Genomic DNA, 12,605 nt, shown 5'->3' with positions numbered 1-12,605 from the left:
GGAAGATTACACGATGAAATGTTTCTCAATCGATTTAGACGGTACTTTGTTAAATTCTGAACATGATATAACTGAAGCCAGCCTGCAAACCATTCATGAATTACTTGAAGATGGTCATGAAGTTATTTTGAACACAGGTCGTGCTTATGGCGACGTCATTAAAATAAAAGCATTAGAAAATTTACAGATTCCAATTTTCTGTGTCAACGGAGCTGTTTTATTTTCGCAAACAAGAGAACTTTTATATGAGGCGACTATATCGCAAGAAATGTATAGAGAAATTTTTCCGATATTAAAGGGATTAGGTGTTGGAATACTAGTGTATACCAATTATGGAGGATTTCCATCCACTTTACCTCCGCTGCATAAAAAAAGCAAAGAAGAGTTAAATATTCTTTTTGAAGATTTCAATTATGATGAGATTCTTGAAAAAGATCAGTTGAAAATCTATAAATTAATAGCTTTAACACACCATGATGAATTAGAAAAAGTCGAAGAGGTTAAGATGGCTCTCGAGGGTAAATTTGATATTTCAATGGCTTCTTCATTCCCAAATAATGTAGAAATCACTTCAAATGAAGCGCATAAAGGAAAAGCATTACTGCGGTACCAGAAAATGTTGAATCTTGATTTTGAAGAGATTATTGCTTTTGGTGATGGCGGAAATGACCTTGCGCAATTTGAGGCAGCAACCACATCTGTTGCAATGGCTAATGCACCGCTTCATGTACAGCAAAAAGCAGACATCATTACTAAATCCAACGATGAAGATGGCTTTGCCTATGCTGTTCGTCATTTACTTAATAATGAAAAATAATCAAAAAGCCCAAACTCCCGAAGGAATTTGGGCTTTTAATCATTTAGTTAGAAACTGGCTTTTTCAAGAAGCCCATTAATAAAGCAGCAACAATTGAACCAATTACAACGGCAAGCAAATACATTAGCCAGCTGCCGTCAACCAGTGGGATAACGAATAATCCACCATGTGGAGCGCGAAGTCCGATACTAAACATCATTGATAAAGCACCAGCAACCGCTGAACCCGCCATAACAGAAGGGATAACACGAAGTGGATCAGCTGCTGCAAATGGGATAGCTCCTTCTGTGATAAAAGAAAGTCCCATAATATAGTTCACTTTGCCTGCTTCTTGATCTTGTTTGCTAAACTTTTTCTTAAATAATGTTGTTGCAATGGCAATGGCTAATGGAGGAACCATACCTGCCGCCATAATCGCAGCCATTGGTTCATAGACACCATTTGCTAGTAACCCAGTACCAAATACATAAGCTGCCTTATTGACTGGACCACCCATATCAAACGACATCATTAATCCTAAAATAATTCCAAGTAATACAGCATTTCCTGTACCTAAACCAGATAACCAATCAGAAATAGCTGTATTTAAAGCACCAACAGGCTTATTAACAACAAATAACATAATGAAGCCGGTTAAAGCAATCCCTAATAAAGGATATAACAAGATGGTTTTAATTCCTTCAAGAGAAGATGGCATGCCAGATAGAATCTTTTTCAATCCTACTACTAAATAACCTGCTAAGAAACCTGCAACAAGCCCGCCTAAAAATCCAGCTCCGCCACTTGTTGCCAGCATTCCGCCGACCATACCAGCAGCAAAACCAGGGCGGTCTGCAATACTCATGGCAATAAAACCTGCTAAAATTGGAACCATTAAGGCAAAGGCATTTCCTCCGCCAATCGTCATTAGTGCTTCAGCTATTGGATGATAGGTTGGATCATCAGGATTTGCTGAATTAATGCCGAACATAAAACTGATTGCGATTAAGATACCGCCGCCGACAACAAACGGAAGCATATTAGAAACACCGTTCATTAAGTGCTTATAAATAGTTGCTCCGAATCCTCTTCCACCAGTTTGTTCGCTTTCCTGACTAGATTTTCCGTTGCCGCTGTATAGTGGAGCGTCTTGTTTTAATGCTCGTTCGATGAGTTCTTTTGGCTTACGAATCCCATCAGCGACGGCTGTTTCAATTACATGCTTTCCATTAAATCGATTCATTTCAACTTTTGTATCAGCCGCTACGATAACGGCAACAGCATTTTCAATCTCTTCAGGTGTTAAAACGTTTTTAGCCCCGCCGGAACCGTTTGTTTCAACTTTAATATCAACACCCATTTCTGCTGCTTTTGCTTTTAGTGAATCCGCAGACATATACGTGTGGGCAATACCAGTAGGACAAGCTGTTACAGCAACAATAAATTGTTTCTTGCCAGCCATCGATTGTTCTTCTTCTTTTTCCTCTTGATCATAAGAATTAATGATCGTTAAGACCTCATCAGCACTATTAGCTTCTAATAGCTGTTTTCGTACTTCATCTTTTAATAGAATCGTAGAAAGTCGAGAAAGTGCTTCTAAATGTGTATTGTTTGCCCCTTCTGTAGCTGCAATCATAAAGAAGAGGTGGGAAGGCTGCCCGTCAAGAGATTCATAGTTTACACCAGCTTTTGATCTTCCGAATGCAATTGCTGCATGTTTAACAGCGTTTGTTTTTGCATGGGGGATCGCAATACCTTCACCAATCCCTGTTGTGCTTTGTTCTTCTCTTTTAATAATGGCTTTTTTATATTCTGAGCGGTCATTTAACTTACCTGCATTGTCTAAAACTGTTACTAACTCTTCAATTGCCCCGGTCTTTGTTGTACTTGTTAATGCAAGGTTGATGGTTTCTTTTGTTAAAAGCTCTGTAATCCTCATCATCATTCTCCTCTTAGGTTCGACTTTTCTACTTGTACTTGAGGGAGCAAGTCTTCCATTTTTTCGCGTGTGCATAATCCGATTGAAAAGGCAGTCGCACTGCCAGCTGCCACACTAAAACGAAAAGCTTCTTCTATCGATTTTGTTTTTTCATAGGAAGCGATAAAACCAGCCACCATGGAATCTCCTGCACCAACTGAGCTTTTCACATCACCTTTAGGGCTAGTAGCAATTAAGGCCAGGTCCTTATTGATCAGGACAGCTCCTTTATCGGCAAGAGATACAATCACGTTTTGAGCACCTTGTTTTACAAGCTCTTTTGCATAAGGAATGACCTCTTCACAAGAGTTGATAACTGTATTGAATAAGTCACCGAGCTCGTGATGATTAGGTTTTATTAGGAAGGGGTTTAATGGAAGTACCTTTTTAAGTAATTCACCTTCCGCGTCGACAACAAATTTCGTGCCATTATCATTACATAGTTTTACAAGCTCTTCATACGTACTTTCTGGCATAGTAGATGGGATGCTGCCAGCGAGCACAAGGATATCTTCACTTGTTAGTTCTCTAATTTTTCCTTTTAAGGCTTCGAAGTTTTCTTTTGTAATGTTGGGGCCTTTTGCATTTATTTCTGTTTCTTTATCAGATTTAAGTTTTACATTTATTCGTGTATCTTCAGTAACATTTACAAAGTCTGTGTGTATACCTTTGGATGTTAGGAATTTTTCAATATATTCACCGGTAAAACCGCCTAAGAATCCAAGAGCATGACTGTCAACGTCTAATCTTTTTAAAACTTGAGAAACATTAATTCCTTTTCCGCCTGGAAATTTGGTTTCCTTTTTTGTACGGTTTAATTCACCAAGCGTTACCTGGTCTACCTCTACGATATAATCAAGTGATGGGTTTAACGTAACGGTATAAATCATGATGTAACAACCACCTTAATTTTTGTTTTGCTGTGATATTGCTCCTGCGTATCAGGGTCTAATTCATTTGTGATAATCGTTGCCAGATGTAAGTCAGCAATTTTTGCAAAAGCAATCTCTGAGAACTTTGATTCATCCGACACCACAAATGCTTCACGTGTTAATGACATTGCTAATTTTTTAACCATTGCCTCTTCAGGGTCGGGTGTGGTATAGCCAAATTGTGAGTGAATTCCGTTTACACCCAGAAAGCACTTATCAAAACGATAATGTTCTAGACTATCTAATGCCCCGCGTCCAATTAAGGCTTTCGTGGATGGCTTAGCATAGCCTCCTATTAAAAAAGTTTTTATATTTTTTTCAAGTAGTTCATTTACGTGTGTTAATCCGTTTGTTACGACCACGATGTTTTCTGGAAGGAAAGGAATCATTTCAAATATGGTGGAACCTGCATCTAAATATATACAGTCTCCTTCTTCTACTAAGCTCCCAGCGTATTGTGCAATTTGACGTTTTGGTTGAAGGTTTTTGGAGGATTTCTCCATCATGCTTGGTTCCTGCAGCTTTCCTTGCAGCCTTGCAGCACCCCCATGAACTCTCTTGAGAAATTTTCCTTGTTCCAACTGTATAAGATCTCTTCGGATGGTTGACTCAGAGGAATTTGTTAATTCCACGAGTTCTTGAAGCTTTACAGAATTTTTAACTTTTAATGCTTCTAATATAATTTGATGGCGTTCTGGCTCTAACATCATTACCGCCTCCTAAAACGCTTTCATGATTACTAATTTCATTTTACAATTGAAAACAATAAAAATCAATCATAAAAATTCAAAAACATTCTTTTTCATTCAAAAAGCACCAAATAAAAAAGGATGCCTCTTTAGCATCCTTGTAACAGATAGTGTTCCCAAAATAAATTTAAAATGGTTCTCTAATATTGTATCGACGTAAAATGGTCTCAATCCTCATGGCTGTACTCAAGTTTCCTAACACTCGAACTCTTCCAGTAAGCAGCGCCATCGTTCCGCTTTGTTTTCCTAATAAAAATTTCTTGAAATTATCGTACGATAACTGCATAGTGCAGGTTGGGGTGGTTTCTATTCCTTTTTTTATGGTTAGTTTTCTATCTTTAAAATAATGCTGATAGGTTCCTTTTTCTTCGCCATAAACGTCATACTGAACAACAGCGTCAAAACCTTTAATGGGACCGGGATTTTGATTGAAGATTTCTTCAATTCTTTCCATTAGGTCTTCCAAAGAATACTCTCTTATTGCTTTTGCCATTTAGTAATTCCCCCTAGAAATTAGTAAAACCAAAGCCTATTTCATAGTTTTATAATACTAATTGGGAACTGCGAAGGAGGTGAACTTTTTCTGAACTTTTTAGAGTCTTCATTCTTTTGAGAAATTAAACAATTTTAGTTAAAAATATAGATATATTTGAAACCTTATTGAGTATAATACGTATATGTACAGTAGCAGTATCGAAAAAAATTATAGATAGGAAGAATAAATTTGGGCACAAATATTTTAGTAATAGCAAATTATATCTATGATATTTATTATTGGTTAATTTTGATTAATATTTTTGGTTCCTGGTTTCCGCAATTTCAAACATCCAAAATAGGGTCGCTCGTTGGCAGACTGGTTAATCCTTACCTATCTATCTTTAGGAAGTTTATCCCGCCGCTGGGTATGATTGATTTTTCACCAATCATTGCGATTTTTGCGTACAGCTTTATAGGGAGATTTGCTTTAGAGGGTCTTCGCCAATTATTAATCATGCTCGGTGCATTTTAATTAAAAACGTACATATAGGGCTTTACTTACTTTGTCGTAAGTAAAGCCCTATTGCTGTTTTTTAAAAATTTTCCTTTGATTCAGGTCATGTTGAGAGTACCACTTAAATGGTAAATTGAGGTATTCTAGAGAATAGGATGATCTAAAGGGGAGATTAGGATGAAATCAGCGTTAATACTTGGGGGAACACAATTTGTTGGAAAGCGGCTGGTACAATTATTAATCAACGAAGGGGTCGAGGTTTCCATTGCAACAAGAGGTCTCGCGTCCGATGCCTTTGGTAATCAAGTTTCTCGATTGATAATAGACCGTGAAAATGCAGAGTCACTAGAAAAAGCTTTTAAGGATAAAAAATGGGATGTTGTATTTGATCAAACCTGCTACTCCTCACAAGAAGCACTTGATACACTGAAAGCACTAAATGGAAAAGTTCAAAAGTATATCTTTACATCGAGTCAGGCAGTTTATGACTTTGGGACCCATCATTTGGAGGAAAGTTTCAATCCATTCGAGTATCAGCCAGTATTAAAATCCAGAAGAGAATACATAGGCTATGTTGGATATCAGGAAGCAAAACGAGCAGCCGAAGCCATCCTTTTTCAGAATGCTGACTTCCCGGTCGTTGCCGTCCGCTTTCCGATAATCATTGGAAAAGACGATTATACGAATCGTTTACAATTCCATGTTGAGCAGGTAAAAGAAGGAAAACCGATGTTCATTGAACATCCTGACTTTAGATATAGTTTTATTGACTCAGGCGAAGCGGCTTCCTTTTTATTAAGTATGGCGAAGTCGGACTATGAAGGGCCCATTAATCCAGGCTCCGAGGAAGATATCAGTTTGAGCGACTTAATCGGATTAATTGAGAAACTAATTGAAACAGAAGCAAAATTAAGTGAAGACGGTCATCCATCTCCCTATAATTTACCTGGGTCGTGGTCAGTGAATACCAGTCTGGTTCAGTCATTGGGCTTCCGTTTTACATCATTAGATAGTCTTTTAAAATCTTTAATTCCGCACTATTCATAGAAAAATAAAGGGGGAAAATATGATGATACAAAGGGCAACAATAAATGATTTAAATTCTTTGTCGGAGCTATTTGATTCGTATCGAATATTTTATAATCAAGAATCAAACGTTGAAGGTGCAAAGTCTTTTTTAAAAGAAAGGTTAGTAAACGATGAATCAGTAGTTTTCATCGCCTATGATGAGACTAATCCGGTTGGCTTTGTTCAGCTATATCCTACTTTTTCCTCTGTGAGTATGAAACGGTCATGGGTCCTGAACGATTTATATATCAATGCGTCTGCACGAAAAAAGGGTTTTGGGGAGAAGTTAATTAAAAAGGCGATTGAATTTGCAGAGGAAACAGGTGCAAAAGGCGTGTCATTAGAGACAGGTCATGATAATGTAACGGCACAGAGCCTGTATGAAAAAATAGGATTCAAAAAGGAATCAAATTACTTTTATTATTTTTCATTGTAAAGGATATGGTTGTAAATTTTAGTAATTAACACAAACTACTTCTAGAGGGAAATTTAATCCATCAAAGAGGAGGTAGTTATTATGAATAATAATGAACAAAATACAACGATTATATCTAACGATGCGCTGCGCGGAAAACCTTATCTGGATATTGACCGTGTCATTACAGAAGGGAACCCGCATAGCTCCACTCATCATAAGAATGATTCGGGCAGGTCGGACGAATAATTTGATTGACTTTTTGAAATCATTCGAATACTATATTGTTAAATTTATCAAATAAAGGCAAAGAAGAGAAAAAGTAGAATGGCATGGTTTTTTCACAGAGAGCTTCGGTAGCTGAAAAGAAGCAAAAACACTCATTTGAAAAATGGTCTCTGAGCTTCGTACTGAACATACTTAAAGGTATTAGTAGGCTGCGACGAGTTTTGGCACTCGTTATCCATGTCACAGTATAAGAGTAGATTCGTACTCCGTACTTGCTAAGGCAAATAGTGTGAGCTATTTTGCGAAATAAGGTGGTATCACGTGGATTATCAAACCTCGTCCTTAACTTTTACAGTTGAGGGCGGGGTTTTTTTATTTTTTTGGCTGTGTTAAAGAATACTGTTGATCTTAGAACCTGTTGATTGGAGCGGAAGGCGCTCGACTCCTGCGGGATGAACGAGCTGAGTGAGACCCCGCAGGTCGTCACGACCGAGGAGGCTCACGGGCGAGCCCGCGGAAAGCGTAGCGCCTGGAGCGCAAATCAACAGCCAATTTTAACACTGCCTTATTTTTAAAAGAAAAAAGGAGGTTTTATTGGATGAGTATTTTTATCGGAGGGGCATGGGCCTATGCGAACGGTTCCTTGCATCTTGGTCATATATCAAGTTTGCTGCCTGGGGATATTTTAGCGAGATACTACCGTTTGAAAGGGGAACAAGTACTTTATGTTTCAGGAAGCGATTGTAATGGAACGCCTATAACGATTCGTGCGAGACAGGAAGGAGTACGTCCTCAAGTCATTACAGATCGTTATCACCAGGAATTCCTAGATTGCTTTTCAAAATTAGGATTTTCATATGATTGCTATACTCGAACCGATACCGAACATCACCACAAATTGGTTCAGGAGATTTTTTTTGAGCTGCTTGAAAAGGGTCATATCTATAAAAAAGAAATTGAACAAACCTATTGTGAGGAATGTGCCCAATTCTTGCCGGAACGATATGTGGAAGGAATCTGCCCTGTATGCAAAGAACCATCTCGCGGGGATCAATGTGATCATTGCTCAACTATTTTAGAACCCCATGAATTGCTGCATAGCAGATGCAAAATATGCGGAAATCCGCCTGCTACAAGATTTACTGAGCATTTCTATTTTTCCTTAAGCTCATTCCAAGCTCATTTGGAGAACTATGTACAAACAGCGGAAAATAACAAGCTTTGGCGGGAGAATGCTATTTCTCTTACGAAGAGGTATTTAAAGGAAGGTTTACAGGATCGAGCAGTTTCTCGGGATTTACCTATTGGAGTGAGTGTCCCTGTGGCTGGTTATGAAGAAAAGAAAATCTATGTTTGGATTGAGGCTGTTTCGGGATACTATACCGCCAGCAAGCTTTGGGCAAAAGAAGCTGGTAAGGATGATTCATCGTTTTGGAATGCTTCTGCTACATCCTATTACATTCATGGGAAGGATAATATTCCATTCCACTCGATTATTTGGCCAGGGATTCTGGCTGGACTCGGAAAGGAACCATTACCTACACATATCGTTTCCAATGAGTATGTGACCTTGGAAAAAAAGAAATTATCGACCAGCAGGAATTGGGCAGTATGGGTTCCTGATATTTTACACAGATATGATCCAGATTCTATCCGGTACTTTCTAACGATTAACGCACCAGAAAGCAGGGATGCAGATTTTTCGTGGAAGGAATTCATCTATAGTCATAACAGCGAATTATTAGGGGCATATGGTAACTTTGTAAATCGAACGTTGAAATTTATTACAAAATCATTTGATGGTATTGTTCCCGATAAAGTTGTTTCTTCTGTACTCCAAGATGAGGTCGATACTTTATATAAGGATACTGGCCGCTTAATTGAAGAGGCCACTTTCAAACAAGGATTGGAAAAAGTATTTGAGCTGGTGCGCTATTCTAATAAATACTTTGATGAGCAACAACCGTGGAAGCAAATCCACGAAAACGAAGAGTCTTGCAAGCAAACCCTAGCCGATTGCGTATATTTAATTGCTAACATTGCACATATCTTAACACCGTTTCTCCCATTTTCGAGCGAAAAGGTTATGAATATGCTCAATATTTCAGAGACAAACTGGAAACCATTTTTGGTTAAACCAATCGTTCTGTCCAATGTTGAGCCATTATTTGAAAGAATTGATCCCTCTAGAATCGAAGAAGAGCTTGAAAGATTAAATAAACAAACTGTTTAAATAAGTGGTCACCATAAAGGTTCCATGATGACCAAAAATCAAATAAAAAGCGAAAAGTGGTCATCATGAACGGTTTCTCATAGAATGACCTCCGATAGGTACCGACGCTCTTTTTTATTTTCTATCTTTTTTGAATTTTAGTAATATAGTAGGTATATTATAGATTGTTAAAGGAGGATGTCTCATGGAAATTAGGCAACTAACCTCTTCGGATGCAGAAAAATACTGGGATCTTAGATTAGAAGCTTTACAGCAGGCTCCGGAAGCTTTTTTAACTAGTTATGAGGACGCAATAAAAAGAGAAAATCCGATTGATCAAGTTGAAAATAATCTTTCAACAGAAGGAAATTACACATTTGGGGCGTTTGAAGGTGATGAGCTAATTGGGGTTGTAACGCTATTGCAAGAAAAATCCGAGAAAATACAGCATAGAGCAAACATCTTTGCGATGTATGTGACTCCAGAGAAACAAGGAGCAGGTGTGGGAGAAGCATTGCTCACACAGGCAATCAATAAAGCTAAATCAATAGAAGCAATCGAAAAAATTAACTTATCCGTTGTGGCAAGTAATGAGCCAGCAAAGAAGCTATATACAAAACTGGGATTTAAAGTATTTGGACTAGAAGAAAAAGCGATGAAACTGAATGGCGTTTATTTGGACGATGAGCATAGGGTGCTTCATTTAAAATGACCAAACTTACGATTAGACAAGCAGCCATACAGGATTTATCAAAAATAGTACCTATATTTGACTCTTACCGGGAGTATTTTAAGCAGCAAAAAGACCCGGTGATGGTGGAACAGTTCCTATTTGAAAAATTCGAACACATGGAATCGGTCATTTTTATTGCACAGCATGAGGATGAAGTGGTTGGCTTTGCACAGCTTTATCCTGTCTTTTCTTCGTTAACCCTCCAGCGTGTGTGGCTCTTAAACGACTTTTTTATAGCAGAGGAATTTAGGGGGAGCGGCGTTGGAACACAGCTTTTTGCGAAGGTGAAGGAATTTACTCTGCTAACAAAGTCGAAAGGTATTGAACTTTCGGTCGAACATACAAATAAGAAGGCATGGGCGTTTTGGGAGAAACAAGGATTTAAGTTAGATGAGGAATTCCGTTATTATTTTTATAAGCTATAAAAAAGAGGTGCTTTTAGATGGTACAAAAAGAGCAGGGAAGTCTTGCTGCTGAAATTAGCGGGGATGGGTCGTTTAAACGGCAAAAAAATAGATTTAATACACCGTTTGGATTCGGTGAAGGCGAGCTTCCTGTAGAGGCAGGACGATATCGTTTATTATGGTCAGCAGTCTGTCCGTGGGCACATCGCTCAGTGATTGTAAGAAGAATTCTTGGTTTAGAGGAGGTAATTAGTCTAGGTACGGCAAGCCCGATGCGACCTAAACTTCCGCATGTAGACTGGGAATTTTCTTTAGATGAAGATGGAGTAGATCCTGTACTTGGAATTCGCTATATGAGTGAAATTTATAAAAAGACTGATCCAGATTATTCAGGGAGACCGACCGTTCCTGTCATCGTGGATGTGAAGGAACAAAAGGTTGTGAACAATGATTATTTCAAACTAACAAACTATTTAGAAACAGATTGGTCGGCCTTTCATAAGGAAAATGCCCCAAATTTATATCCGGAATCTTTGCGTGGAGAGATTGATGCCTTAAATGAAATCATCTTCAATGAAGTCAACAATGGGGTATATAAATGTGGCTTTGCTCAGTCTCAGGAAGCATATGAACAGGCATATGATACTTTATTTGCAAGATTAGATGAACTAGAAGAGCGGCTATCAAAACAACGTTTCTTATTCGGAGACTATATTACTGACTCAGATGTACGGCTATATGCAACATTAATTCGCTTCGATGCAGCTTATTATTCAGCATTTAAAACCAATCGTAACCGGATCGTAGATTTTCCACACCTTTGGGGGTATGTAAGTGATTTGTATCAAACTCCTGGTTTTGGTGATACTACTGATTTTGATGCGATTAAGAGACATTATCATCTTTCGAATCACATAGCAAGCAATGATCAAAACGGTCATAATGGTATTTTGCCTAAGGGGCCGGATTTATCTGGACTTTATTCAGAACATAATCGTCAGAATATAAGCAATAAGGTAGAAAAATTTTTAATTGATTAGGAGAGTACTATGATCATTCGAGAAGCTTTGGAAAATGAATTACCTTATTTACGAGAGCAAAGGGTCAACGCTTATCTAGAACATTCAGCAGAAATTCCTGAAGGTCATTGGCTGGCTCTAAAGCAGGCAATTTTATCGGAGGGTGATAGACTTCCAGGTGTTGAGAGAATAGTAGCTGAAATCGATGGGAAGATTGCAGGAAGTGTGGTTCTGTTTCCGGCTAATATCGATGCGTATGAAGGAAATGTGGAAATACTGGATTATCCGGAAATTAGAATGCTTGCTGTATTACCGGAAATGCGAGGAAAAGGTGTTGCGGCCGCTTTAGTTGCCGAATGTATTCAACGGGCTAAAGCGAAGGGCTGTCATGCGGTTGGGCTGCATACCGGAGAATTCATGGAGACTGCAATGAAATTATATGAGCGAATGGGATTTGAACGACTGCCACAACACGACTTTGAACCTGCTAACGATGGAATCATTGTAAAAGCCTATCGACTTTCTCTTAATAAAGATTAAGGAGTCGCACTATGATTAAAATTTCCAAAGCAAACCCTAGCCATGTTCAAGGAATAGCAAAAGTGTGTTCTGATGGATATCGTGCTACATATGGTGAAAGTCATTCAGAAGAATATATTGAGAGAATCATAAGCGAGTTCTACAACACCGACAGAATTTTAGATGAAGTAACCAAAACCAGCAGGATTGGGGAGGCTACTTTGTAGCGGTCGAAAATGATGAAGTAGTTGGTGCCGGAGGTGGAGGAATGATCAATGATACAGCTGGAGAAGTTTTTGTGTTGTATCTGAATCCTAACCGGCGCAATAAAGGTATTGGAACCATGTTGCTTGAGGCGATTACGAAACAGGAGAAAGAAGAATTTAATGCCAGTGAGCAGTGGGTTTCGTGCAAAAAGGGAATGAGAAAGGAATCCCTTTTTATGAAGCAAGAGGATTTATTTTTCAGCATGAACAAAATGGGTATGGAAATGCAGATGGGGAAGACTACATATCACTGAGATATTGTCGTCAACTATAAATAACCGAGAGCTTGGAGTGT

General features: G+C 38.4%; 15 protein-coding genes, 1 pseudogene and 1 other annotated feature. Of the genes and pseudogenes, 12 read left to right on the top strand and 4 right to left on the bottom strand.

Annotated elements, in window-relative coordinates:
* Positions 1 to 13 precede the first annotated feature (13 nt).
* Entirely contained in the window at positions 14 to 817 is an 804-nt protein-coding gene (locus tag ACIQAA_RS06740; RefSeq protein ID WP_402616696.1) for an HAD family hydrolase, read from the top strand.
* Positions 818 to 860: 43 nt separating this feature from the next.
* Here ACIQAA_RS06740 and ACIQAA_RS06735 read toward each other — a convergent pair whose 3' ends face one another.
* The 4 genes from ACIQAA_RS06735 to ACIQAA_RS06720 all read right to left on the bottom strand — a co-directional run bounded on the left by ACIQAA_RS06735 (position 861) and on the right by ACIQAA_RS06720 (position 4,948).
* Positions 861 to 2,735 carry a PTS fructose transporter subunit IIABC gene (locus tag ACIQAA_RS06735; protein WP_402617102.1) on the bottom strand — a complete coding sequence of 625 codons (1,875 nt, stop codon included), beginning with the start codon at positions 2,733 to 2,735 and terminating at the stop codon, positions 861 to 863.
* A gap of 2 nt (positions 2,736 to 2,737) precedes the next feature.
* The gene (pfkB, locus tag ACIQAA_RS06730) at positions 2,738 to 3,664 is read right to left on the bottom strand and encodes a 1-phosphofructokinase (RefSeq protein ID WP_402616693.1); all 927 of its coding nucleotides are present in this window, start codon (positions 3,662 to 3,664) and stop codon (positions 2,738 to 2,740) included.
* A complete protein-coding gene (locus tag ACIQAA_RS06725; protein ID WP_402616691.1) occupies positions 3,661 to 4,413 on the bottom strand; it encodes a DeoR/GlpR family DNA-binding transcription regulator in 753 nt (250 codons plus the stop codon). The genes pfkB and ACIQAA_RS06725 overlap by 4 nt, the downstream gene beginning before the upstream one ends.
* 169 nt (positions 4,414 to 4,582) lie before the next feature.
* Complete coding sequence (locus ACIQAA_RS06720) at positions 4,583 to 4,948, bottom strand: SCP2 sterol-binding domain-containing protein (RefSeq protein WP_402616688.1); 366 nt, start codon at positions 4,946 to 4,948, stop codon at positions 4,583 to 4,585.
* 231 nt (positions 4,949 to 5,179) lie between these two features.
* On the opposite strand from ACIQAA_RS06720, the gene ACIQAA_RS06715 reads away from it, so the two are divergent.
* From ACIQAA_RS06715 to ACIQAA_RS06665, 11 genes and pseudogenes are all read left to right on the top strand, one after another.
* Positions 5,180 to 5,464 (top strand): YggT family protein, encoded by a 285-nt coding sequence (locus ACIQAA_RS06715; RefSeq protein ID WP_402616686.1) that lies wholly within the window; start codon positions 5,180 to 5,182, stop codon positions 5,462 to 5,464.
* 159 nt (positions 5,465 to 5,623) lie between these two features.
* Positions 5,624 to 6,493 carry an NAD-dependent epimerase/dehydratase family protein gene (locus ACIQAA_RS06710; protein WP_402616683.1) on the top strand — a complete coding sequence of 290 codons (870 nt, stop codon included), beginning with the start codon at positions 5,624 to 5,626 and terminating at the stop codon, positions 6,491 to 6,493.
* A 19-nt stretch (positions 6,494 to 6,512) separates the two neighbouring features.
* Entirely contained in the window at positions 6,513 to 6,950 is a 438-nt protein-coding gene (locus ACIQAA_RS06705; protein WP_402616680.1) for a GNAT family N-acetyltransferase, read from the top strand.
* Between the two features lie 81 nt (positions 6,951 to 7,031).
* Complete coding sequence (locus ACIQAA_RS06700; RefSeq protein WP_402616677.1) at positions 7,032 to 7,178, top strand: hypothetical protein; 147 nt, start codon at positions 7,032 to 7,034, stop codon at positions 7,176 to 7,178.
* 51 nt (positions 7,179 to 7,229) lie between these two features.
* Positions 7,230 to 7,504: a binding site (T-box leader), on the top strand.
* Positions 7,505 to 7,755: 251 nt separating this feature from the next.
* Complete coding sequence (gene metG, locus ACIQAA_RS06695; protein ID WP_402616674.1) at positions 7,756 to 9,390, top strand: methionine--tRNA ligase; 1,635 nt, start codon at positions 7,756 to 7,758, stop codon at positions 9,388 to 9,390.
* 184 nt (positions 9,391 to 9,574) lie between these two features.
* Positions 9,575 to 10,081 (top strand): GNAT family N-acetyltransferase, encoded by a 507-nt coding sequence (locus ACIQAA_RS06690; RefSeq protein ID WP_402616671.1) that lies wholly within the window; start codon positions 9,575 to 9,577, stop codon positions 10,079 to 10,081.
* On the top strand, positions 10,078 to 10,527 hold the full coding sequence (locus ACIQAA_RS06685) for a GNAT family N-acetyltransferase (protein ID WP_402616669.1): 450 nt from the start codon (positions 10,078 to 10,080) through the stop codon (positions 10,525 to 10,527). The genes ACIQAA_RS06690 and ACIQAA_RS06685 overlap by 4 nt, the downstream gene beginning before the upstream one ends.
* Positions 10,528 to 10,544: 17 nt before the next feature.
* Positions 10,545 to 11,546, top strand: coding sequence for a glutathione S-transferase family protein (locus tag ACIQAA_RS06680; protein WP_402616667.1), 1,002 nt, complete (start codon positions 10,545 to 10,547; stop codon positions 11,544 to 11,546).
* A 9-nt stretch (positions 11,547 to 11,555) separates the two neighbouring features.
* Positions 11,556 to 12,065, top strand: coding sequence for a GNAT family N-acetyltransferase (locus ACIQAA_RS06675; protein WP_402616664.1), 510 nt, complete (start codon positions 11,556 to 11,558; stop codon positions 12,063 to 12,065).
* Between the two features lie 11 nt (positions 12,066 to 12,076).
* Positions 12,077 to 12,271, top strand: a complete 195-nt coding sequence (locus ACIQAA_RS06670; RefSeq protein ID WP_402616661.1) for a hypothetical protein — start codon at positions 12,077 to 12,079, stop codon at positions 12,269 to 12,271.
* 38 nt (positions 12,272 to 12,309) lie between these two features.
* Positions 12,310 to 12,564, top strand: a pseudogene (locus tag ACIQAA_RS06665) (GNAT family N-acetyltransferase); the annotation flags it as partial.
* Between the last annotated feature and the right edge of the window lie 41 nt (positions 12,565 to 12,605).

The organism is Neobacillus sp. NPDC093182 (assembly GCF_044754045.1).
This window is presented reverse-complemented; position numbering and strand designations above follow the sequence as displayed.